The sequence below is a fragment of the Microbacterium sp. bgisy207 genome (genome assembly GCF_057706855.1).
Genome location: NZ_JBYIPB010000002.1, coordinates 260857 through 283125, shown reverse-complemented (window position 1 = coordinate 283125; position 22269 = coordinate 260857). Strand labels below are relative to the sequence as shown.

Genomic DNA, 22269 nt, shown 5'->3' with positions numbered 1-22269 from the left:
CACCGGCTGCGACGCAGTGCGCGGAGCCTCCGGCGGCGCCGGCCCGCCCACGGGTTCTCGCTCCCCACAGAACGACGAAAGGCGCCCGCGGGGGCGCCTTTCCTTGGTGGACCTGAGGGGATTCGAACCCCTGACCTCTTCATTGCGAAATAGGTGTTGAGCCCCAGCGGACGGGTTGAATTGGCGGGAAAGTTCCTGACTAGGAACACATTTACATTATCACCACGAGTCGCCCGGAATCGCGACGAATCGCGGCCCGAGTCCCATATGGTCCCCAGTGAGAACGTTTCGCCAGGGAAGGAGCGGAGGCGCGAAACCACTCACATTTGCAGAATCGCCGCTACGGGCGACAGGGCAGGGCCGCACCTGCGCGCACGTTTCAGCTCCCCGCCCAAATACGGGGTAATCCACCCCACGCACTCACTCCCCCGGCCAACACTCCTTCTCGACCTCAGCGATAGCCACCACGAGCCGCTGCCCCGATACATCCAGTGCCTCGAAGTTCCCCCGAGAGAGAGCCTCCGACACCTGCTGCAGCTGCTTCCCCACCTCGTCTAGCCCCACATCCCCCGCCTCACGAGCCAGCTCCGACAGCCGCTCAGCATGCACCGCCATCCCCGCCAGGGATCCCGCCCACGAAGCCAGCTCGAGCGCTTCATCGATCTCAACCAGCACGCCACAGCGCTCAGCGACACCATCGTCAGCCTCGCGACTTTGTGAACAGGCGCCGAGCGTGGTCAGCAGAGCAACGAGGGCAAGCGCGGTCGCGATCTTGCTCGTTTCTTTGATCCCATGGTTCATGATTCCGATCCTCCTTCTTTCTGTTTTTCCCCCAAGCGGAACCATCCCCAAATCCCCCCCTTAAGGGGGTGGGGGATGGTTGGGGATGATGTCGTTCCAAGGCGGGGATTCACCGTCCGAACGGACAGATGAGCGCTTATGTGGGAGCCCCCGCCGCCCGATCGACGGGGGACTCTCTCGTGGGGGACACTATCGCGTATAGCTTGCGCCTCCCCTCTCTTTGCTCGGCCACCCTTCCTCCTTCGATCGCGCGGGCGAGAATGCCTCTCACGGTGTTCTTCGAGATGCCTTTGATGGCTCTGCGCATTCTGGGTGGGGTGAGGCGCTCGGGCGTGGCGTGACGGGGTGAGGTGGGTCGAGGCTCGGAGGATCGGTAGCGACCAAGCAACCTGTTCGTCCGGAGACCTCGACCCGTGCCTGATGCTACGCGCTGCGCCGCCGCGCGCCCATGTTCTGCTGTCTACTGTGATCGCTGCGACCTGCTCGTCGGACTCGACGGGCTCCGGGTGGCCGGGGTCGAGCGTCGCGGCGATGGCGTGCTCGTGATCGATGCCGAGTCGCCGCCGGGTCCGGTCGGCTGCCCTGAGTGCGGAGTGGTCGCGGAGTCGGCGGGACGGAAGGTGCTCGTTCTGACGGACGCCCCGATGGGCGGGACTCCGGTTCGGGTCCGGTGGCGCAAGCGCCGCTGGCGGTGTCGCCAGGACGGGTGCGGGGTGCGCTCATTCACGGAGCAGAACCCGGCCGTCGCGGCGGCCAACAAAGCGCTGACGGCTCGCGCGGTGGCGTGGGCGGTGGCGCAGATGCGCCGCGAGAACGCGTCAGTGCGCGGTGTCGCTCGGCAGCTGCGCGTCGCGTGGCGCACGGTCTGGACGCACGTGGAGGCCGAGTTGCAGCGCCGCGAGCAGGACCCTGGCCGGTTCGATGGCGTCGAAGTGCTCGGCGTGGACGAGCACCTGTGGCATCACGTGTCCACGAAGCCCGTCGCCGACGGCGGGCGCGGTCCGAAGGAGCTGACCGGGATGGTCGACCTGACCCGAGACGCCACGGGACGCGTGCGGGCGCGACTGCTGGACCTGGTGCCAGGTCGATCCTCGAAGGCGTACGCAGACTGGATCAAGGAGCGGGACGAGCAGTTCCGTGCCGGGGTGAAGATCGCAGCTCTTGACCCGTTCGCCGGCTACAAGAAGGCCCTCGACGACGAACTCGACGACGCGACCGCGGTGCTGGACGCGTTCCACGTCGTCAAGCTCGGCACCGCCGCGGTTGATGACGTCCGTCGCCGCGTCCAGCAAGACACCCTCGGCCATCGCGGCCGCAAGGGAGATCCGCTCTACGGGATCCGCAACATCCTCCGCGCCGGACGGGAGCGCCTCACCGACAGGCAGCGGTCCCGGCTCGACGCGGCGTTCGCGACGAGGGAGGAGCACGTTGAAGTTGAAGTCGCCTGGCACGCCGCCCAGCAGCTCCGCGACGCCTACCGGCACCCCAACCTGGTCGAAGGGCACAAGATCGCCGAGAAGGTTCTCGAATCGTTCCCGTCCTGCCCGATCCCCGAAATCGCCCGCCTCGGCCGCACCCTCACCCAGTGGCGAGCCGCGTTCCTGGCCTACTGGGCGACAGGACGCTCATCCAACGGCGGCACCGAGGCCGTGAACGGGCTCATCGAACTCGCCCGCCGGATCGCCCGCGGCTTCACCAACTACGACAACTACCGGCTCCGCATGCTCCTGATCGCCGGCGGACTTGACCCCCTCACCCCCACCTAGAATGCGCAGAGCCCCTTTGATCCCGAGCAACCCCAGTTCGTCCGCTCCCATGGCACCGCGGGCCGTCAGGGCATCCACAGCGGCGTCGACGAGACGGTCTCCTACAGCGGCTGCCGCATCGGGCGCAAAGGCGAGGCGGCGCCCGTCGTAGATGCTCAGAAGCCCCCGCTGCACGTCCACGTCACGCCCTTGAGCCTCCAAAAAGCGAAGGGAGCGGGCATCGCGTGGGTCTTCGCGAGTGAGGGTCCAGATCGCATCGGGCCAGTCCTCGAATCGGCTGTCGCCTCGGGCATGTGTCCCGGCGTGGCCGGCGTGATGGACGACGATTCCTTCCGAGATTCCGGCCTCCTCCTTGAGTGCGTCAAAGGCAGCGAGGACCTTCCCGGCCTCACGATGCTCGTCCAGCCCGAGAGCATCCATCAGCGGCCGCACGGGGTCGAGCACGAGCACGTCGACACCACGTAGCCGCTCCGCCCAGCGCGCTCGCACAGCAGCGTCGGTGATCCGAAAAGAGGACGCCTTGCCGCGGAGCGAGAAGAGGGCGACCCGATCCGTGTTGCGGATGCCCGCTCCTTCGAGCCATGACCGCGCCGTCGAAGGACTCATCTCAAAATCGAGAATCGCAACGGATCGAGTCCCGCTGACCGGGAAGTGATCCAAGAATGGCGAACCGTCGACGAGGGAGCGCGTGAGATTGTGGACAAGCGACGTTTTGCCCGCCTTCCGCTGCGCCGCGAGGAGAGCGTTGCCGCCCACGTGAAGGAGGCCGTCCACGGCCCACAGGTCCGCCTCCATCTCGGTGGCGAGCAGGTCCGTGAGGGAGGTCGCCTCCGGGATATCGATTGCCTCCGCGTGCTCGGCCGCCAGGAGCGCCCGCGCCATGTCCCGCGCCCGCTGCCGCTTCACCTCCTCCCGCAACCCACCTCGCGGTAGTTTGGCGTCCTCTTGCGCGAAGTGCTGCACGCGACGGGCAAGCGTCATACGTTCAGCCCGACGGACGCCCTCCCGCCAGGCCTGTTCTTGGCGCAGCGACTCAATCGCCGCCTGCTCAGCTTGGCTCTCCTGCCACGCCTTCTCAGCCTCGGCCATCCAGCGCTCCGACAGAGCCTCCCGAACCGTCATGCAGCCCAGGCCTCGCCTGACTCGCCGCTGGCATACGCACGCTCTGTCAGTCTCACCATGAGCGTGCTGACGACAAACTCCCGGATTGCGTCGCGGAAGGCGTCCGCGTCCCTGTCGGACTGTGATGCGCTCAGCCACCCATCGCCATCGTCTGGCAGGAGACGGGGCCACCGCGCCAACGCGCCGTCCTCGATGGTCCGTTCAACGACCTTGCGAGCATCCGCGGAACTGACGAACTCCCGCGTCAGCCCGATGTGCTTCGACTCCGCGCTCCAGATGAAGGAAACGACCTCAACGGGAATGCGCACCTCCTCCTCACGGTCGCGCCTCGCGTCGATCCAGTCCCCGACTGCACCGCGAAGGAGCGCGCCTCTGAGGTCGTCAGCATCCGCCATCATCTCGTCCGAGAGCACGTTCATGCTGCTGCCCCCAGACCCGCCGTGGCCGCCGCGAAGGAGTCGGCGGTGAGCACACCGTCATCAACCAACCGCCGCACATGACGCCGAGACGCCCGCATACCGGCACTCGCAAGCGCCGCCTTCACACGCCGCGAGCCGAAGTTCCCGGCCTCCGCATCCGCCCGCGCTGCCGCAAAGTCGATGGTCGCGGCGCTCACGCTGCGACCTCCGTTTCGGCTGATAGGAAGGCAGAGAGATCGGATTGCCGAATGCGAACGGAGCGGCCCAGGCGGATCGTGCGAAGGTCGCCGCGCTGGATCGCGCGGTAGACCGCTTGGGCGCTGATTCCGAGAAGCTCGGCGCAGTCCCGGACAGTGAGGATGCGGAATAGGTCCGCGGAATTCTGGGGCATCTTGCCCTCCTTCGTACTAATGTGCCGCGGAGTCTAGGGGCACGCGACGGCATATCACGGAGGTTGGCGACACATCTTCAGAGGTCGCGATAGGGCGACGATCAGGCCGCCTCCTCCTGGCGGCCGAAAGCGGCGTGCAGGCGGGCCGCGACCGCAGCGTCCGACGATGCGTAAGCGTGCGCGTATCGGTTCGCGGCGGTCATTGTCGTATGCCCCAGTCGCCGCTGAACATCAACCACCGACGACCCCACCGCGTACGCGAGGGACGCCCCTGTGTGCCGCAAGTCGTGCCATGCCAGCCCGAGCGACTCGAGTCCTGCCCGCTTCTGCGCTCGCCGGAACATCTGGCCCAGCCACGTGCGCGTAAGGATGCCGCCGTCTTCCGTGCAGAACAACAGCGAGCCCTCGGATGACCCGACGTACGCCTCCATGTGACGTCTCAACTGCTCCATGACGAACTCGGGCAGCGCGACCACACGTCGTGATCCCTCCGTCTTGGTCCGCCCGAAAGTGGGCTTCTGCCCCGACAGCTCCAGGATGGCTCGCTCCACTCGGATCGTGCCCGCGTCCAGGTCTACATGGCGACGAGCCAGCGCCCTGAGCTCACCCGAACGCAAGCCAGACCAGGCGGCAACGATCACCGCTGCGGCGTAGCGTTCCGGCATCGCATCCGCGAGACTACGCACCTGCTCAGGGGTCGCGGGTTTGCGCTCCGCGGACTTCACTGTGGCAGCCCCACGAATCCGACACGGATTGCGAGGAATCAACTCCTCCCGCTCCGCCGTCGCGAGAACCGTCCGCAGCACCGCGTACGCCGCAGCGACGGCGGCAGCGCCCGTACCGCGCCGCGTTCGCTTAGGCCGTGTTGATCAAGAGGTTTCGCTCCCGGCTGGGTGAGTCTTAAGCGGTGACGCGACAGGAGATCTCTGACGAGGTGTGGGCCGTGATGGAGCCGTTGATGCCGACGGCGTCCGGGAGGTCGAGGCCGTGGGCGGATCATCGGTTGGCTGTCGAGGGGATGGCGTGGAAGTACCGCACCGGGGCTCCGTGGCGGGATGTGCCGGACCGGTTCGGGAAGTGGAACTCGATCTACAAGCGGTTCAACCGTTGGGCCGTGGACGGCACCTGGGAGAAGCTGCTGGCCGAGGTGCAGAAGCGGGCCGACGCCGCGGGGAAGATCGACTGGGTCGTCTCGATCGACTCCACGATCGCTCGTGTGCATCAGCACGGCGCGACCCTGAAGCGGGACACAGGGGGCTCTGCCGAATCACAAGAATCCGTGGTTCGAGCCGCCTGATCACGGGATCGGACGCTCCCGTGGCGGGCTGACGACCAAGCTGCACCTGGTCTGCGACGGTCGCGGCCGGCCGCTGGGGATGATGATCACCGGCGGGAACATCAACGACACCACGATGATGGCCGCAGTACTCGAGGACATCCGCGTCCCCCGCGACGGGAAGGGCAGGCCACGGACCCGCCCGGACCGGGTGCTCGCCGACAAGGGGTACCCGTCGAAGGCGAACCGTGCTTGGCTCCGCGACCGCGGTATCGCGGCGACCATCCCGGAGCGTGATGACCAGGTCGCGCACCGCCGCAAGAAGCCGGGCCGGCCGATCGACTTCGGCGAACAGCAGAAGGAACGCTACAAGGGCCGCAACGTCGTCGAGCGCTGCTTCAACCGGCTCAAGCAGTGGCGCGGCATCGCGATGCGCTCCGACAAGCTCCTCCGCAGCTACCGAGCCGCCGTCAGCCTCGCCGCGACGCTCATCTGGATCAAATCAGACTTGATCAACACGGCCTAGTAAGGGTGGGACAGCCAGCGGCATTCCACGCGAGCACGATGTGCTGGGGCAAGCGTCCAGTAGGTGCCACATCCAGCCCAGTCGCCACAGCCCAGGCGCGAATGCTGACCGCCGAGGGCTGCTCCTGTCCGGCCCCGGCTGCTGCGGCGGCGTCCTTCAGACAGCCAGCCCGCCACGAACGCACCTTCGTGGGCGTGATCTCGCCCAGTCTCTCCTTCCCGAGCCTTGGGAGCACCCACTTGGTGAGGTGCCTGCTGTAGTTCTCAACTGTGCGCGGCGAGAGGTCGGCGCTGTGGTCCGAGAGCCAGGCCGCAACGTAGGCCGCGAGCGAGTCCTCGCTCAGACGCGGGTCAATCCATGTGCCTCCGCGCAACGCGCGTTCCTGCTCACTCAACCAGTGGCGGGCGTCATCGCGCGTCGTGAAAGTGCGTGGAGCCCGAATCGTGCGGCCGTCCCTACGAAACAGTGCACGGTAGCGCTCGCCGCGCTTTTCGACGGAGCCGAAGTCGTTCGGATTGCGACGGGCCAGCCCCGTCTTGCGGCGCGTCACCTGCCCGACTCCATCGAGAAGGCAAGCGCGGCCTCCAGAGGGTCAGCGAGGGCCCCCGGCCTGGCGGCCAGCGCCACGTGGTGGTCGACATACTCGCGCAAGTCGTCGGGGTCGAACCCTTCATGCTCGATCGCGTTGCCCCACGTGCTGCAGAGCGCGGCCACGTCATCGAAGGAGGGCGCCGCTTCCGCGGCGTGGTCCGCGTTCCGCGCGCACGAGCAGAAGGAGAAGAAGGGCGAATCAGTCGATTGGTATTCACGGTGGACAGAGGACATGAGTTGCTCCTTTGCGGTCCGCGAGACCCAAGAAGGGCCCCACAGGTGGTTTCCGCTGGAGGGCTGAACTCATCCAGTGCCCAAGAATGCCGCGTAATCACGCGGTTCCGGGTGTGGACCTGAGGGGATTCGAACCCCTGACCTCTTCATTGCGAACGAAGCGCGCTACCAACTGCGCCACAGGCCCGTGAACCCAGTAACACTATCACGCACGCCGCAGCGGATTGAAGTTCAGACGCCTCACGCGCTGGCGGCGCGACGGCTCAGAAGGTCGCGAACGTGCGCTTCAATCTCAGCGTCGTCGACGTACCCCATGCGTGCGAAGTCGACGCCCGGCTTCGACGGCGCAGCAGCTGCGTCGCGCGGGACCGCACCTCCGGATGCCGCAGCCCGAGCGCGCTCCCGATCGGCGCGAACACGCTCGATCGTGGGCGGAGCGGCAGCGTCCGCACGCTGGCGCATGGCCTCGTCCAGTGCGGCCTGGCGAAGCGCCTCCCGCGCCGCGACCGCGTCCAGGGTGGCAGCGGCCCGGGACCCGGATGCCGCGGTCAGCGGCTTGGGCAACTCGCGCGGCGCCCACTGGCGCGAGACGGGAAGCGCGACATCCTGCACAGCCGGTGCTGTTCTGGCCGGGGCGGACGCTGATGTCTGAGAGCGCACAGCAGCGCGCGACGAGACCCGCGCCATCTGCACGAGCATCGCGGCACACACAGCGACGATGCCCGCGGACCACCACAGCATGACCTGCGATCCGGTCGTCGCCAACAGCCAGGCCCCCCACCCGAGGAAGGCGATCGCGATCACCCCGACGATCGTCGTCAGCAGCCGTGCCCGACGGCGAGCGCGTGCCCGGCGTGCCGCGGGAATCGACCTCGCGACGGCGAGATCCGCGCGGGCTTCCTCCACGGCGGCCTGTTCACGTTCCGCAGCCGCGAGCTTTGCCAGACGCTCACGCTCGGCGAGCGCGCGCTTGGCTTCCCGCTGCTGCGCGAGCGCCGTGCGGGCGTTGAGTTCGAGCCGCACCTCATCCGGTGTCTCGCTCGTCTCAGCGAGCACGCGCAGCGCCTGGTTCAGACGCACGGCGTTGCGTTCAGCCGCGTCGTACTGACGACGTTCGTACCATGACGGCACGAGGTAGACGAGCCACAGCAGCACCGAAACGGCAACGATGACCCCGCCGCCCAGTACTTGCCCGTCCATGATCCATACGGTATGCGACGGGCCCCCTCGAACCCGGGAGCCCGAGACGTGTGTCGGTCCCGATTGCCGGGATCGCGCACGAGCCTCAGACCGGCATCCGGTCTTCGGGGGGCACGGTCGCAGCATCCGCGGGCACCCGCCCCGACACCCACCGCCGTAGCACGCCCTCGGGAACGTCTTCGCGCACCAGTGCGAATGCGTAGTGGTCACGCCAGTCACCGTCGATGTGGATGTAGCGCCGGCGATACCCCTCGTACCGGAATCCCAGCTTCTCGACGATCCGCAGGCTCGCGTGGTTCTCGGGACGGATGCAGATCTCGACGCGGTGAAGATTGAGCTCGCGGAAGCAGATGTCCGTTGCGAGCGCGACCGAGATCGGGGTGATGTTGCGACCGGCGAATTCCTCGGCGATCCAGTACCCGATCGTGGCCGACGCGAGCGAGCCGCGCGCGATCCCCCACACGTTGAGCTGACCGGTGCACTGCCCCTCGTACTCCATGACGTAGGGCACGCCGGAACCGTCCCGGTACTGCTGGAGCAGGCGACGGATGCTCAGTCTCATGTCGAACGAGACCGGCCCGTCGGGACTGGTCGCCTCCCACCGGCGCAACCATGACCGGTTCTCCAGCAGCAGCTGCTGGAGCACGCGGGCGTCGCGGGGTCGCACGAGGCGGATCGATACCGGGCCGTGCTGGAGGGGAGACGTCAGATCCACGTGACCCCTCCGACCCGGGCGGCGCTTACAGGGTCGCCGCGAAATCCTTCAACCAGGGCTTCAGTTCGGCGCCGAGATCCTCACGATCGGACGCGAGCTGAACGATGGCCTTGATGTAGTCCACCTTATCCCCGGTGTCGTAGCGACGACCCCGGAAAACCACGCCGCGCACGCCGGGACCGTTCGGGTCCTTCGCGAGTTCCTCGAGAGCGTCGGTGAGCTGGATCTCGCCACCCTTGCCCGGCTCGGTGTGCTCGAGCACCTCGAACACCGACGGCGCGAGCACGTAGCGCCCGATGATCGCGAGGTTCGACGGCGCGTCCTCCTTGGCCGGCTTCTCGACCAGACCCCCCACCGTGACGACATCCGGATCGTCGGTGGGCTCGGCGACGGCGCAGCCGTACAGGTGGATCTGCTCGGGGTCGACCTCCATGAGCGCGACGATCGCAGCGCCCGTGCGACGGTGCTCGTCGAGCATCTTGGTCAGCAGCGGGTCGCGCTCGTCGATGAGGTCGTCGCCGAGCAGGACGGCGAACGGGTGGTTACCGACGTGCGACTTCGCACGAAGCACCGCGTGGCCCAGACCCTTCGGCTCACCCTGGCGCACCATGTGGACCTCGGCCAGATCAGAGGAGTGCTCGACGGCCGCGAGCTTCTTGCCGTCGCCCTTCTCACGCAGCTTCTCTTCGAGTTCGGGAACCGAGTCGAAGTGGTTGGCGATGTTGTTCTTGTTGCGCCCGATGATGATCAGAACGTCCTGGATGCCTGCGGCGGCGGCTTCCTCGACGACGTACTGGATCGCCGGCTTGTCGACGACCGGCAGCATCTCTTTGGGCATGGCTTTGGTAGCAGGAAGGAAGCGGGTGCCCAGACCTGCCGCCGGAATAACTGCCTTGAAGGGGAGATCAGACATGACCTCACTCTACCGAGCCGCTATGAACAGCATGTGACGGATGCCGCGCCCGGCGTCATCCGTCGACATCACCGGCCGAAACCTGCCGCACCGACCACGCACCCTAGAATCTACGCATGTCCGATGCGATCGCCGACGCGAAGCGCGCCATGCGCGCCGACCTGCGAGAGCGTCGTCAGATGACGTCCGAGGCAGCGCGCGACACGGCAGCGGCCGGCATCCGGACCCAGCTCGACGCCCTCGTGAACAGACTCGGTGCGACATCCGTCTCGTGCTTCCTGTCGACGACGAGCGAGCCCGGTACCCGCCAGTTCGTGAACGCCGCCATCGATCGAGGACTCCGCGTCTTGCTGCCGATCACCCGCGCCGACGGACTGCTCGACTGGACCGTCGCCGAGCGGGACGGCAGCGAGGTCGAAGGCCTGTTCGGGATGCCTGAGCCGACAGGCGAGTTGCTCGGCCCGATCGCGGTGAACGACGTCGACCTCATGATCATCCCGGCTGCCGCCGTCGACACGACGGGGATGCGACTCGGCTGGGGTCGCGGCTACTTCGACAAGACCATCGGCTCCATGGAGCGCTGCCCGCCCGTCTACGCCGTCATCTTCGACGACGAACTCGTGACCGAGGTTCCGCGGGACCTGCACGACCAGCCGGTGACGGGCGTGGTGACCCCCACGCGGATCGTCGAGCTTCCCCTTTCCCACAGCTAGCACTCTCGTACCGACCGAAAGACAACCGATGCCCACGTACGCCTACGTCTGCCGCCAGTGCGGCCACCGATTCGAAGCCGTGCAGTCGTTCACGGATGCCTCACTGACCGAATGCCCCGAATGCCGCGGCGCCCTCCGCAAGGAATACGGCTCGATCGGGGTCACGTTCAACGGATCGGGCTTCTACCGCACCGACTCGCGCGCGACCGGTGGCGCGGGTAAGGACTCGGGCGGCTCGGGATCGAAGGACTCGGGTTCGAAGTCCGACAGCTCGAGCTCGTCGTCCAGTTCGAGCTCGTCGTCAGCGTCGAGCGCCTCGACGAGCACCGCGACCGCCTCGAGCTCGAGCTGACGCTCCATCACCAAGGGATAGCCATGATCAAGGGATTCCGGGAGTTCATCCTCCGCGGCAATGTCATCGACCTCGCCGTCGCCGTCGTGATCGGCGCCGCGTTCACCGGCATCGTCAACGCCATCGTCGCGGGCCTGATCAACCCGCTGATCGCCCTCATCTTTCAGGCAGACAACCTCAACTCCCTCACCTGGGAGGTGCCCACGCTCATGGGCGGCACCACGACATTCGCGTGGGGCTCGATCGTCGGTGCGGTCATCAACTTCCTCGCCGTGGCGGTTGTGGTGTACTTCGCGTTCGTCATGCCGATGAACCGACTCAAGGAGCGCGCCGCCGCCCGAGAGCAGATGCCGCCCGAGCCCGTACCCATGCCCAGCGAGGCCGAGATCCTCATCCAGATCCGCGATCTGCTGCAGAAGCAGAACGACGCCGCCCCGCCGAAGCCCTGACACAGCCACCCCCGCGAACCCGCACAGCCACCCCCGCGAACCCACACGGAGGTCGCCGAGCCCACACCGTTCTGCGTCCGAGGGCTGTGGGTTCGACGCGGGAGGTGTGGGGTCGGCGCTGATCGTCGCAGCGCCGAGGCGGGGCGTGGAGACGTCAGTAGTGCGGGGGGACGTCGGCGCGCAGGCGGTCGTCGTTGGGGCCGGTGTCGGATGACGGTGCCGTCGAGGGCGGACCGGCATCGGCATCCGGGTCGTCGGGGGCGACATCCGTGCCCGGAGCGGGAGTCAGTCGCGCACGGCGTGAGCCGGGGACGCGCTCGACCCGCTGACGGTCTTCAGGCGACGACATCGATCGGCTGGGTGTCACCCTCGGCGACCGGCGCTTCGACCGCGACGCCGAGGATGCCGGCGATACGCTGCGCGACGCCGACCGGGTCGCTGTACAGATCGAAGGAGTGCACGCGCACATAGTGCCAGCCCAGGCGCCGCAGGATCTGGGGCCGAAGTCGCAACGACTCGCGCAGCGATCCGCCGATCGTCTCGGGGTCGCTCTCGGCCACGACGGCCTTGCCCTGGTGATGTGCAACCAACGGCAGCAGGCCGCGGTAGTTCACGTCGACGGCGACACCCAGGCGTCGGAGCTCTTTCGCGAGCGAGAGCATCAGCGGGTCCCCGTCGTCCTCACGCCGGGTCACCCGCGCGCGACGCTCGACGTCGCCGAGAATCGACATGAGCGAGGCCGCGCCGTGCGCCAGTCGACGATCGTCCACGGACCCGGGACGGATGCAGGACACGATGACCATCGAGCGGCGCGCCCGCGTCATGCCCACGGTCAGGAGCCGTTCGCCGTCCGCTGTCGAGAGATCTCCGAAGTCGCTGAGCACGCGGCCGTGCCGCGTGAGCCCGAACCCGAGCGAGAAGATGACGCGGTCGCGGCTCTCGGCCACGGACTCCTCGAGCGTCAGGACCGAGAACGGTTCAGCGGAGTCACGCGCGACGAAATCGGCGACATCCGAGCGACCCGCAAAGGCACGGTCCACGGCGGCACGGATGCGGGCCGCGTGCTTCGCGCTCGCGGTGATCACCATGAGCGACTCGGATCCGCGGTTGACGGCGTGCTCGACGACGAGCGTGACAACGCGCGCGACTTCGGCATCCGGGCTCTCGACCGCGCCGGATTCGGGGTCGGGGACACCGATCCCGCCCTCGACGTAGTCGACCGAGAGACTGCCTCGCCCGAGGTACGACCCCGCCCACGGCAGCGACACGATCTCGCCGCCGTAGAACGCGCCGTTGACCAGCTCAGCGAGGTCTTCTCCCCCGGCGCGGTAGCTGCGGGTCAATGTCTCGACGGGAAGGATCTCGGCGAGGCGCTCGAACACGCTCGCGTCGTCGAACGGATGCTCGGGCTCATCGTCGACGGTCGGCGTTCCGGCCGCAACGCGGAACGCGGTCGGCTTCTGCGTCACGGGGTCGCCCAGCGCCACGATCTGCCGGCCGCGACGGATCGCGGGCGCCGCCTCCGTCAGGCTCAGCGACGCGGCATCCGAGATCACGACGACGTCGAACACGAGATCGTCGGGGATCGCCGGAACCTCGTACGGCGACGCGAGCCATACCGGAGCGAGGGAACGCATGAGCGTCGGCGCCGTCGAGATGAGGTGGCGCGGCGACGTGCGGCCTTCGCGCAGTGCCTGCTTGAGCGCGGTAGCCTCCTGGGGCTCATCGACGATCCCCACGCGCCACTGCGTCGCCAGCTGAGCTGCCAAGAGCTGCCCGGATGCCGCCGCGTGTGCTTCGTCCACGAGGCGGAAGTCACGCTCCAGGCGGTCGACCACGGCCGTGTTGGCGCCCAGCAAGGCCCGGTCGCTTCGCAGCAGGTGCTCCAGCGCGGATTGCCACCAGGCGTACTCGAGCTCGTCGGCGACCTGCTGTTCGGGCACGTGCCGTACCGAGAGGTCGAGCAGCAACGGCTCGAGTCCGAGCGCCGCCAGCTCACTTCGCAGGCTTGCGCGCTCCATCAGGTTCTCGAAGACTTCCGACTCTGCCGCGAGCCCCGCGAGGGTGCGAACGAGAGTCTTCACCGGCAGTGCAGACAGGGCCTGCGCACCCGAACGCCCCAGCACGGTGTCGAGTTCGGCAAGCTCGGCATCCACCCGCTGCCATGCCACCGCGACGTCGGCAAGACCGAGCGGGATGTCGGGAACGACGTTCGCCTCGACATACCGCTGCCACTGCTGACGCTGCTTCTGGATGCGAAGGAGCGCTTCGTACATGTCTCCGACGTGCACCCCGGGGCGGACGTACTCGCGCGACAGACGACGGAGCCGGCGGCGGTCGGCGCCGCTGAGGGTCGAGGTGTCGCGGCGCGGCGCGTGCGCCTGAATGAGGTCGCCCAGCGGCCGCTCGAACACCGTCGGGCTGAAGCGATCGAGCGAGTCCCGGATGCCCTGAAGCAGGCGCAGATACTCGCCGAGCTCTTCGACGCTCTCGAACGGACGCATGTGCGTCTGCCCGAGCAGAACATAGCCCCGCTCCAGCAGGTGCGGAACATCCATGCGGTGGAGCTTGCCCGCCAGGGCATGCGCGGCGCGCGCCTGCTCGGTGGTGGCGAAACTCACCCCGTACCACGGGGAATCCGAGGGGCCGATCCGAAACTCGCCGAGGCGCGCTGCCGACGCCAGCTTCGCCGCCGCATCCTCACGACCGCGCGCGAGCCGCACGAGCGTTTCGATGTCCAGGCGCGCCGTCGTGGTCGGGGGATTCTCGCGCTGCGCGAGCGCCGAGAGCTGTCGAAGGATGTCGAGAACGGACGTGCCGAGCGCGTCGTGCCGGTCCGCCAGCGACGAGCGGTAGTCGCGCAGCACCGTGCGCAGCCGCACGAGCGCATCATCGATCTCGGCGACCTTGGGCGCTGCCGCTTTCTCGTTGCGCCCGATGGCGCGGACGAGATCGCGTTGCAGTTCGCTCGGGGAGACCGCGAGCCCGGGAAGCCCGACTCCAGCCAGACGATGCCGGACGCCATCGAGGGTCGAGCGCCGGGCGCTGACGACGAGCACGCGGCGCCCCTCGCGCACCAGGGCCCCGACCGCGTTGATGACCGTCTGGGTGCCTCCGGTTCCCGGGAGTGTATGCACGACGACAGACTGACCGGCGATGATGCGCGCCAGGACTGCCTCTTGTTCGGCATCCGCATCCAGCAGCAGCGTGTCGGCAGACGGGACACGATCATCGGGTCCCGGCATCACGGGAATGGGGCGGCGTAGGGTGACCGTCTCGCGATCGGCGGGGTGACCGGCGAGCGCATTGAGCACGGGGTGATCGAGGTGTGCCGCATCGCGAACCATGGCCGAACCGACGTCCACGAAGGTTGACACGACGAGTCGGGGCTTGACGACGAACGACGGGATCTGTGCCATGAGGGCCCGCAGGTGGTCGATTACCGGCTGCGGCTTGAAGACGCCCTGGTCGTACGCCAGTCCTGACAGCGCGTCGCCGTCGAGCTCGATGCCGAAGTGCAGCCGCATCGCCCGCAGCAGTTCGGGATTCACCTGGAAGCTGCCATGGAGCTTCAGTTCGAAGTCGGTGTGGTGCCGCCGGATGGCGAGCGGGCGCAGAAGGACGGGCGCGACGCAGTCCAGTCCGCCGATCCGCCAGGACGCGATACCCACGGCCAGACGCACGGCGTCGATACCCCGCGCGGTGCGCAGCTCGACGTTCTTGGTCGTGATGCGCTCGGCGGCGCGACGGGCCGTCCCGAGCGCCACCTCGTCTCGGAAAAGTCCGGACAGGAGCGTGGAGCGCCCAGTGATGAACTGCGGAAGGCTTCCGGGGTGCGCCTTGGTGATCTCGATTCCGGCGTCGGGAGCGTCCGAGAAGTGCAGCAGCGGCGAACGACCGCCCAACTCTGCGGCCTGCGCGCGCAACCTCTCGCGTTCCTCTTCGGCGATGTGGACGATCGTCGCGTCGGTGTCGGCGAGGGTCAGGTCGGCGGGGTCCACCGACACCGCACGCATCGCGCCATCGGCACCGAGGATGACGCCACCTTCTGCTCGCACCACACGGTCAGACTAGGTCTCCGTCTCGGCGCGTCCCGGTAACGCCCCACGAGTGTTGCGGTATTGCGCGACACGCCGCGTCCGTCAGGGGTTCCTCCCCCGAGCGTGTTCCGACGAGACTGTCCACCGGGAGAGCCCCCCATGTCGTCCGGTCCCCGATCGGCGAACAGGATGGAGACATGCCCCCCGCTCAGACCCCGTCGACCTACTTCCTTCACCCCACGCCGCTCGGGGATGTCCTCATCGTCAGCTCCCCCGAGGGCGTCCTTTCCTGTCATCCGTCATACGACGATCCCGGAGACGACCTGGCAGCTCTCGCGTTCGCGCTCGGGCGCGCACCAACCGTGGGAGTCGCGGATGCCCGGGGAGCAGCTGGCCGCCCAGCTCGACGAGTACTTCGCGGGTCGCCGCACGCAGTTCGACCTCCCTCTCGACTGGCGACTGGTCAGAGGGTTCACCCGTGAGGCTCTCGAAGCGGTGACCCGAATCCCGTTCGGCGAGACCGCCAGCTATGGCGAAGTGGCCGTCATGGCCGGGAGAGCCCGCGCCGCACGCGCCGTCGGAACGGCGTGCGCGACGACACCGTTCTCGATCGTTGTTCCGGTTCACCGGGTCATCCGGGCGGATGGCTCGATCGGAGAGTACGGCGGTCACCCCGAAACCAAGCGTTTCCTCCTCGATTTCGAGTCCGGCGTGTGAGGGCGCGGATCGCGACAGGAGGAGCGCGCAGGCCGGTGGCGCCGTGTAGGCCGGCGCCACCGAAGGGACCTCCGGCAGGGCGCCGGGGGTCCCCGTGCGAGGTGCGAGTGGGAGCGTCCCCGCGCCAGGCGCGAATGGTAGCCTCATCGCTACGGAACTTCGGCGACAGTGGTGTCCTGAACGGCATCAGTCGTCCCGACACGAGGCGGTCGACGTGGTCATCGCACACCCCATCGATGCGGAGCATGATCTTCTTGCTCGTGCGGTGGCGCGCCTGCCTCTTGCCACGAAGTTTCCGATTGCGTTCGGCGGGCTGACCGCCGATGGCCTGCTGCCGGTGACGGCGACCGCGGGCACCCGCACTCGTTCCCTCGCCGGTCTGGTCGTGCGACCGGAGCGGGGCTTGGGAGGTCGGGCGCTGGTCGAGAAGCGGGCGCGGCTCACGATCGACTACCGCACGGCACGCGGAATCACCCACGATTACGATCGCGCCGTTCTCGGCGAAGGAATCTCAACACTGTTCGCTGTTCCTGTCATGGTCGACGGCCACGCCCGAGGCGTGCTCTATTGCGGCTCGTGGAGCGAATCCCCGGTGGGTGATGTCGTCGCGCGATCGGCGTTCACCGTTGCCGAGTCGCTCGCCATGGAGTTGCGCGTAAATGCAGAGATCGCGCGCCGACTGTCATTGGTGGCAACGCCCGAGCCGGCAGCAATCGGCAGCGCTGCTCGCGAGGAATTGCGCGAGAGTTATGCGGAAATCCGAAGCATCGCGGCATCCATTTCCGATGAATCGGTGAAGCAACGACTGGCAGCACTCGAAAGGAAGCTCGCCGCGCTCACGGCGGACGCGACGGCTGCACCGTCCGACGTGCGTCTGTCCCCCAGAGAAATCGATGTTCTCGCGAGCGTCGCTGTCGGCGCGACCAATGCCGAGATCGCCTCGACGCTGGGCCTCAAGGAAGCCACCGTGAAGTCCTATTTGCAGGCGGCGATGTCGAAGCTGGATGTGTCGACCCGACACGCGGCTGTCACGAAAGCCCGTCGCGCGGGAATTCTTCCCTGAATTCTCTCCGCCGTTACCGACGACGAATTCCCGGCGGCCCACCGGCGCAACCTGCGAATTTCCGATACCGACCCAATAGAGTTGTTCCATGGCACGAAAAATCGTTCATCAACTCGTCGATGACCTTGATGGAACCGTTCTGGAGGTCGGTGAGGGAGACACAGTGACGTTCTCCCTCGACGGCATCGCGTACGAAATCGATCTCACCGATGCGAACGCCTCCGCCCTGCGCGAATCCTTGGCACCGTATATTTCGGCTGGTCGCCGTGTGTCGGCGTCGCACAGCGCGTCGACATCGGGGCGCAAGCGCCGCCGTTCCGGGCAACAGGACTACGCCGCCGTTCGCGCCTGGGCAAAGGAGAACGGCTACGCCATCTCTGAGCGGGGCCGCGTTCCGGCATCCGTGCTCGAGGCTTATAACGCAGCCACCTGACCACACGATGAACGCCCCGTCGCCGCGGCCGCGGTGTGGCGCTGCGGCTCAGCCGTGCGGGATGACCCCCTGCTCCTGAAGCACCCACGTGAGGTAAGGGGAAATGTGCTCCGCGTAGGGGACCGTCAGGTGTGTCTGGTCATACCTGATCGGAAGGGTCCCCGCGAACGCCGGGCAGATCTCCTCCCAACAGGTGAAGGGGAGCGCGTCGATCCAATGGTCCCCCGACGCTGCGGCAGCGGCTACCGTCGCTGACCACAGCGCCTTCCAGGTGTCATCGACCGCGGACGCGCAGGCAAACGGTGACGACAGCGGTGAGTAGCATGCGCCGAGATTCACCCCCTGGGGAGGCGGGGCGAGGTAGACGATCCGTCCCGGCATTCCGTAGGACGCCGCCTCGGCCTGTGTGGACGCGACAAGTTCCTCCGCCGAGAGGTCCTCGCCTGCCGTCGAGCGCCCGAGCGTGAACGCGTTCGACACGATGACCGCCGCGGGCTGATCCGCCACGATCGCCCGCTGCACGAGCGCCTTGCGTTCCTCGCACGCCGCCATGATGCCTTCACCGTCGTTCTGGACGAGCACGTCGGTGAACCGGCATCCGTAGAGCCCGATGGTGGTGGAACGGATCTGGCCGCCGCTGCTCTCGGCGATGGCGCGCAGAGCCGGCGCATATGCCATCGCGGCGGAGTCACCGACGAGATACAGGTGGACGGGCGCCTCACGACTTCCCCAGGTGCACGCCGCGGGATCTGGCGTCACCTCCGGCGAGAAGCAGTCATGCGCGGGGTTCGCGCCGGACGACTGCGCCATCACCTCGTCCAGCGACGGATGAAGCTCGGGCCATGTCGAGGCCGCTACCGCCGCGGCCAGATCAGCCTGAAGCTGCGCCGTCGGGTCCTCGGCCAACAGCGGAGCTGCGGGGGCAGCGAACGCGGGAGGCTGAATGACAGGCCCGGCCCCGGACGCCGAGTACACCCACGTCGCCGCGGCGAGGCTGACGGCGACCAGACCAGCCGTGGCGAGGAAGATCTGAGCGCCGAACCGTTCGCGCCAGGCTCGCCCTGCAGCCGCCGTCGGTTCGAGAGCGGATGCGGGATCCCTCGCCGGTGCCCCCGCGCGCGGCGGCACCGGCTCGGGCGGCACCACCGGCGCAGTGACAGGGGCGGCCTGCGGTGACGCTGACCGCGGACTGCCCGGGAAATACCGACTTCCGGGGGTCCAGCCCGCGGGCCTCGTCGCCGCGGCCGGTCGCGCGGTCGCCGCGGCCGGGCGCGCGACCGGCGCGGCCGGAACCCGGGGCGGCTCGCTCGCCAACGCACCGGCACCCGTGGCGGGGGCAGCTCCCGGCATCCGTCCCCCGAGCCACGGGGCGTACCGAAGCGGCTGCTCGACGATGAAGTACGACGCCAGACTCAGCACGGCGATGGCGGCGAGCACGATCCAGATCTGCTCCTCGGATGCCGGCAGCACCGTCGCCGCGAACACGATGACCGGGAAGTGCCACAGGTAGAGCGAGTACGACATGTCTCCGATGAAGACCATCACCGGATTCGAGAGAGGGAACAGGTGGCGCTGGCGCGGATCGCCCCCGACGCCTCCCGCCAGCACAAGGCAGGTCGCCGCTACCGGGAGCGCCGCCCAGGGCGCCGGGAATGCGTCCGACGTGGGCTCGATCACTCCCACGGACACGACGATTCCGACAACTCCCAGCCACCCGAGGAGCACGCCGACAGGCCGGGGAATGCGCGCCAACAGCGGAACAACGGCAGCCAGGAACGCACCCGCGGCCAGTTCCCACGCCCGCGTCAGTGTCGAGAAGTAGGCGAGGGTCGGCTGCATGTCCGTCTGCATGAGCGCCCACGCGAAGGATGCGGTCGCCACCGCTGCCGCGGCGAGCGCAACGACCACGCGCGCCGGCCACCGTCGCCGCGCGGAGAGCGGCACCACGAACAGCAGAAGCACGAGAAAGCCGGGCCAGACGAGGTAGAACTGCTCCTCGACCGACAGCGACCAGAAGTTCTGAATCGGCGAGATCGCGTCCGCCGCATGGAAATAGTCGGTGCCCTCGGCCGCGAAGCGCCAGTTCGAGACGAACAGCGCCGCGGCCACGGCATCCCACAGCGTCTGGTCGGCACGCACGCTGTTGAAGACGACGAACGCTGCTCCGGTGACGACCCCGAGGGTCACGAGCGCTGCCGGAAGGATGCGGCGTGCCCGCCGCGCGTAGAACCCCGCCAATGACACCCGCCCGTGGGTACTCCACTCGGCAAGCAGCATCCCGGTGATGAGGAAGCCCGAGATGACGAAGAAGACATCCACGCCGACGAATCCGCCGGCTGGCCATCCGACCGCGTGCGCGCCGACGACCGCGAGGACGGCCAGGGCACGCAAGCCTTGGATGTCGCGGCGCGGTGGGGAGGCGAGAGGAGGTTCAGGAGTCATGGCGAGAGCTGTCGCTCAGTCTATGGGAGCGCTCTCACGTCGGCACGAGGCGAGAGTCTCACAGCGCGTCGAGCTGAGCGAGAAACTCATCGGCCATGTGCACCTGCTCCTGGAGGCGCTGCTTCCGCTCCAGCGCGGCGTCACGAATCGCACGCAGCCGACCCGTGTCGGCGGCGCCCGACCCCGAGGCGGCGCCATCGAACGCGTGAAGAACGTCCCGCATCTCCTCCAGGCTGTAGCCCAGCGGCTTCATCCGGCGAATCAGCATCAGCCGGGCGATGTCCGATTCGGTGTAGAGCCGGAACCCGCCCTCTGTACGCCCACTCGGGACGACCAGCCCGATCTCGTCGTAATGCCGCAGCGTCCGCAACGAGAGTGACGTGCGTTCGGCGACCTCGCCGATGTGCATCATTCGTTCGGAGCCCACGGGTCCTCCGGCTGCCATCTCGTCCTTAACTCTCACGTTACGGTAGAGTCGATCACGGTTCGCGTTCTGCGAGACCACTTCACCCATTCTCCCTGCCGCCCGACGGCGGTGACGACGCGATGCGCCGCGTCCTCCATCATGCCGAGGAGTGCTGTGACCGACGCTCTGCCCGCCCCCGACCCCGCCGCTCGCTACCGGATCGAGCCCACGGTGCTGCAAGCGTTGCGCAGCCCGAGACTGCTGACCCGCGAGGTGCTCGCGGGTCTGGTCGTGGCGATCGCGCTCATTCCCGAGGCGATCGCTTTCTCGATCATCGCGGGCGTGGATCCGCGACTGGGTCTGTTCTCGTCGTTCGTGATGGCTGTCGCGATCGCCTTCCTCGGCGGCCGGCCCGCGATGATCACCGCGGCGACGGGAGCGATCGCCCTCGTCATTGCGCCGGTCGCACGCGAGCACGGCGTGGACTACCTGATCGCGACCGTGCTCCTTGGCGGACTCATCCAGATCGCGTTCGCGGCCCTGGGCGTCGCCAAGCTCATGCGCTTCATCCCTCGCAGCGTCATGGTCGGCTTCGTCAACGCGCTGGCAATCCTCATCTTCACCTCACAGTTCCCGCAGCTGATCGATGTCCCGTGGCTGGTCTACCCGATGGTCGGTGTCGGCCTGCTGATCATGTACCTCATGCCGCTGTGGACGAAGGTCGTACCGGCGCCGCTGGTGGCGATCGTGCTGTTGACGGCCGCCGCGGTGGTCTTCGCGATGAACATCCCGACCGTCGGCGACCAGGGTGACCTGCCCGACAGCCTCCCGAGCCTGTTCATCCCGAACGTGCCGCTCACGCTCGAGACCCTGCAGATCATCGCGCCCTATGCTCTCGCGATGGCCGTCGTCGGTCTCCTCGAGTCCCTCATGACCGCCAAGCTCGTCGACGACATCACCGACACCCACTCCCGCAAGACACGTGAGGCCTTCGGGCAGGGCGGCGCGAACATCCTGTCGGGCCTGTTCGGCGGCATGGGAGGGTGCGCGATGATCGGGCAGACGATGATCAACGTCAAGGCGTCCGGCGCACGCACGCGGATTTCGACGTTCCTGGCCGGGGTGTTCCTGCTCATTCTCGTGCTCGTTCTTGCCGACATCGTCGCGGTCATTCCGATGGCGGCCCTGGTCGCTGTGATGATCGTCGTTTCGGTCGCGACCTTCGACTGGCACAGCATCCGCCCCTCGACCCTGCGACGGATGCCGAAGAGCGAGACCGCGGTCATGCTGATCACCGTCGTCATCACCGTGTGGACCCACAACCTGGCGATCGGCGTGATCGCCGGAGTCATCGCGGCGATGGTGCTGTTCGCGCGTCGCGTCGCGCACTTCGTCGAGGTCCGACGTGAGACCGATGCCGAGGCATCCGTCCCCACGGTGCGCTACACCGTCGACGGCGAACTCTTCTTCGCCTCGAGCAACGACCTCACGACGCAGTTCGAGTACTCGCACGACCCCGACCGCGTCATCATCGACATGTCCCGTTCGCATATCTGGGATGCGTCGACGGTGGCGGCCCTGGATGCCGTCGTCACGAAGTATGAACAGCGGGGCAAGCGCGTCATCCTCGAGGGGATGAACGAGGCGACCACGAACTTCCACGGTCGACTGTCGGGCGGTCTCGGCAGCGGGCACTGAGG

Annotated in this window: 23 protein-coding genes, 1 tRNA gene and 2 pseudogenes; 9 read left to right on the top strand and 17 right to left on the bottom strand. The window is 67.7% G+C overall.

Annotated elements, in window-relative coordinates; all coding sequences use genetic code 11:
- Positions 1-420 precede the first annotated feature (420 nt).
- Positions 421-801, bottom strand: coding sequence for a hypothetical protein (locus AC3ENO_RS03060; RefSeq protein ID WP_434969130.1), 381 nt, complete (start codon positions 799-801; stop codon positions 421-423).
- 413 nt (positions 802-1214) lie between these two features.
- Here AC3ENO_RS03060 and AC3ENO_RS03055 point away from each other — a divergent pair, with 413 nt between their 5' ends.
- Positions 1215-2567, top strand: a complete 1353-nt coding sequence (locus AC3ENO_RS03055) for an ISL3 family transposase (RefSeq protein WP_336633669.1) — start codon at positions 1215-1217, stop codon at positions 2565-2567.
- Between the two features lie 309 nt (positions 2568-2876).
- On the opposite strand, the pseudogene AC3ENO_RS03050 reads toward AC3ENO_RS03055, so the two are convergent.
- The 5 genes and pseudogenes from AC3ENO_RS03050 to AC3ENO_RS03030 all read right to left on the bottom strand — a co-directional run.
- A pseudogene (locus AC3ENO_RS03050) lies at positions 2877-3449 on the bottom strand (AAA family ATPase); the annotation flags it as partial.
- Positions 3450-3685: 236 nt separating this feature from the next.
- Complete coding sequence (locus AC3ENO_RS03045) at positions 3686-4102, bottom strand: hypothetical protein (protein ID WP_488185756.1); 417 nt, start codon at positions 4100-4102, stop codon at positions 3686-3688.
- Between the two features lie 2 nt (positions 4103-4104).
- Positions 4105-4305: a hypothetical protein gene (locus AC3ENO_RS03040; protein ID WP_434969128.1), complete on the bottom strand. Its 201-nt coding sequence runs from the start codon at positions 4303-4305 to the stop codon at positions 4105-4107.
- Positions 4302-4499 carry a helix-turn-helix domain-containing protein gene (locus tag AC3ENO_RS03035; protein WP_434969127.1) on the bottom strand — a complete coding sequence of 66 codons (198 nt, stop codon included), beginning with the start codon at positions 4497-4499 and terminating at the stop codon, positions 4302-4304. Before AC3ENO_RS03035 ends, AC3ENO_RS03040 begins: the two co-directional genes overlap by 4 nt.
- Before the next feature lie 101 nt (positions 4500-4600).
- Entirely contained in the window at positions 4601-5224 is a 624-nt protein-coding gene (locus AC3ENO_RS03030; RefSeq protein WP_292800682.1) for a site-specific integrase, read from the bottom strand.
- Positions 5225-5445: 221 nt separating this feature from the next.
- On the opposite strand from AC3ENO_RS03030, the gene AC3ENO_RS03025 reads away from it, so the two are divergent.
- Positions 5446-6301 (top strand): IS5 family transposase gene (locus AC3ENO_RS03025; RefSeq protein ID WP_488185758.1). Its coding sequence is split into 2 segments (ribosomal slippage): positions 5446-5763 and positions 5765-6301, totalling 855 coding nucleotides; the frame shifts between segments, so codons are not numbered across the junction.
- Here the strand turns inward: AC3ENO_RS03025 and AC3ENO_RS03020 are convergent.
- From AC3ENO_RS03020 to galU, 6 genes are all read right to left on the bottom strand, one after another.
- Positions 6288-6851 (bottom strand): tyrosine-type recombinase/integrase, encoded by a 564-nt coding sequence (locus AC3ENO_RS03020; RefSeq protein ID WP_434969126.1) that lies wholly within the window; start codon positions 6849-6851, stop codon positions 6288-6290. The two genes, AC3ENO_RS03025 and AC3ENO_RS03020, sit on opposite strands and share 14 nt — an antisense overlap.
- Positions 6848-7126: a hypothetical protein gene (locus tag AC3ENO_RS03015; RefSeq protein WP_434969125.1), complete on the bottom strand. Its 279-nt coding sequence runs from the start codon at positions 7124-7126 to the stop codon at positions 6848-6850. The genes AC3ENO_RS03020 and AC3ENO_RS03015 overlap by 4 nt, the downstream gene beginning before the upstream one ends.
- Positions 7127-7240: 114 nt before the next feature.
- A tRNA-Ala gene (locus AC3ENO_RS03010) sits at positions 7241-7313 on the bottom strand.
- Positions 7314-7366: 53 nt separating this feature from the next.
- Positions 7367-8326, bottom strand: a complete 960-nt coding sequence (locus AC3ENO_RS03005) for a large exoprotein (RefSeq protein WP_434969124.1) — start codon at positions 8324-8326, stop codon at positions 7367-7369.
- An 85-nt stretch (positions 8327-8411) separates the two neighbouring features.
- Complete coding sequence (locus tag AC3ENO_RS03000) at positions 8412-9041, bottom strand: GNAT family N-acetyltransferase (RefSeq protein WP_434969123.1); 630 nt, start codon at positions 9039-9041, stop codon at positions 8412-8414.
- Positions 9042-9066: 25 nt separating this feature from the next.
- A complete protein-coding gene (gene galU, locus AC3ENO_RS02995; RefSeq protein WP_434969122.1) occupies positions 9067-9954 on the bottom strand; it encodes a UTP--glucose-1-phosphate uridylyltransferase GalU in 888 nt (295 codons plus the stop codon).
- Positions 9955-10070: 116 nt separating this feature from the next.
- On the opposite strand from galU, the gene AC3ENO_RS02990 reads away from it, so the two are divergent.
- Positions 10071-10667, top strand: coding sequence for a 5-formyltetrahydrofolate cyclo-ligase (locus AC3ENO_RS02990; protein ID WP_434969121.1), 597 nt, complete (start codon positions 10071-10073; stop codon positions 10665-10667).
- A 28-nt stretch (positions 10668-10695) separates the two neighbouring features.
- Positions 10696-10836 (top strand): annotated as a pseudogene (locus AC3ENO_RS02985) (FmdB family zinc ribbon protein); the annotation flags it as partial.
- A gap of 14 nt (positions 10837-10850) precedes the next feature.
- Here AC3ENO_RS02985 and AC3ENO_RS02980 read toward each other — a convergent pair.
- A complete protein-coding gene (locus tag AC3ENO_RS02980) occupies positions 10851-11027 on the bottom strand; it encodes a hypothetical protein (RefSeq protein WP_434969152.1) in 177 nt (58 codons plus the stop codon).
- Positions 11028-11042: 15 nt separating this feature from the next.
- Here AC3ENO_RS02980 and mscL point away from each other — a divergent pair, with 15 nt between their 5' ends.
- Positions 11043-11468, top strand: coding sequence for a large conductance mechanosensitive channel protein MscL (gene mscL / locus AC3ENO_RS02975; RefSeq protein ID WP_434969120.1), 426 nt, complete (start codon positions 11043-11045; stop codon positions 11466-11468).
- A 154-nt stretch (positions 11469-11622) separates the two neighbouring features.
- Here mscL and AC3ENO_RS02970 read toward each other — a convergent pair whose 3' ends face one another.
- Both AC3ENO_RS02970 and AC3ENO_RS02965 read right to left on the bottom strand, forming a co-directional pair.
- Positions 11623-11817 (bottom strand): hypothetical protein, encoded by a 195-nt coding sequence (locus AC3ENO_RS02970; RefSeq protein ID WP_434969119.1) that lies wholly within the window; start codon positions 11815-11817, stop codon positions 11623-11625.
- Positions 11804-15484: an AAA family ATPase gene (locus AC3ENO_RS02965; RefSeq protein ID WP_434969151.1), complete on the bottom strand. Its 3681-nt coding sequence runs from the start codon at positions 15482-15484 to the stop codon at positions 11804-11806. Before AC3ENO_RS02965 ends, AC3ENO_RS02970 begins: the two co-directional genes overlap by 14 nt.
- Positions 15485-15883: 399 nt before the next feature.
- On the opposite strand from AC3ENO_RS02965, the gene AC3ENO_RS02960 reads away from it, so the two are divergent.
- The 3 genes from AC3ENO_RS02960 (at position 15884) to AC3ENO_RS02950 (ending at position 17721) form a co-directional block, all read left to right on the top strand.
- Positions 15884-16225 carry a methylated-DNA--[protein]-cysteine S-methyltransferase gene (locus tag AC3ENO_RS02960; protein ID WP_434969118.1) on the top strand — a complete coding sequence of 114 codons (342 nt, stop codon included), beginning with the start codon at positions 15884-15886 and terminating at the stop codon, positions 16223-16225.
- Positions 16226-16439: 214 nt separating this feature from the next.
- Positions 16440-17288: a helix-turn-helix transcriptional regulator gene (locus AC3ENO_RS02955; RefSeq protein ID WP_434969117.1), complete on the top strand. Its 849-nt coding sequence runs from the start codon at positions 16440-16442 to the stop codon at positions 17286-17288.
- Positions 17289-17376: 88 nt separating this feature from the next.
- A complete protein-coding gene (locus AC3ENO_RS02950) occupies positions 17377-17721 on the top strand; it encodes a histone-like nucleoid-structuring protein Lsr2 (protein WP_434969116.1) in 345 nt (114 codons plus the stop codon).
- A gap of 48 nt (positions 17722-17769) precedes the next feature.
- On the opposite strand, the gene AC3ENO_RS02945 is transcribed toward AC3ENO_RS02950, so the two are convergent.
- Complete coding sequence (locus AC3ENO_RS02945; protein WP_434969115.1) at positions 17770-20163, bottom strand: acyltransferase family protein; 2394 nt, start codon at positions 20161-20163, stop codon at positions 17770-17772.
- 58 nt (positions 20164-20221) lie between these two features.
- On the bottom strand, positions 20222-20575 hold the full coding sequence (locus AC3ENO_RS02940) for a MerR family transcriptional regulator (protein WP_434969114.1): 354 nt from the start codon (positions 20573-20575) through the stop codon (positions 20222-20224).
- A gap of 153 nt (positions 20576-20728) precedes the next feature.
- Here AC3ENO_RS02940 and AC3ENO_RS02935 point away from each other — a divergent pair, with 153 nt between their 5' ends.
- Entirely contained in the window at positions 20729-22267 is a 1539-nt protein-coding gene (locus tag AC3ENO_RS02935) for a SulP family inorganic anion transporter (RefSeq protein ID WP_434969113.1), read from the top strand.
- The last annotated feature ends 2 nt before the right edge of the window (positions 22268-22269 follow it).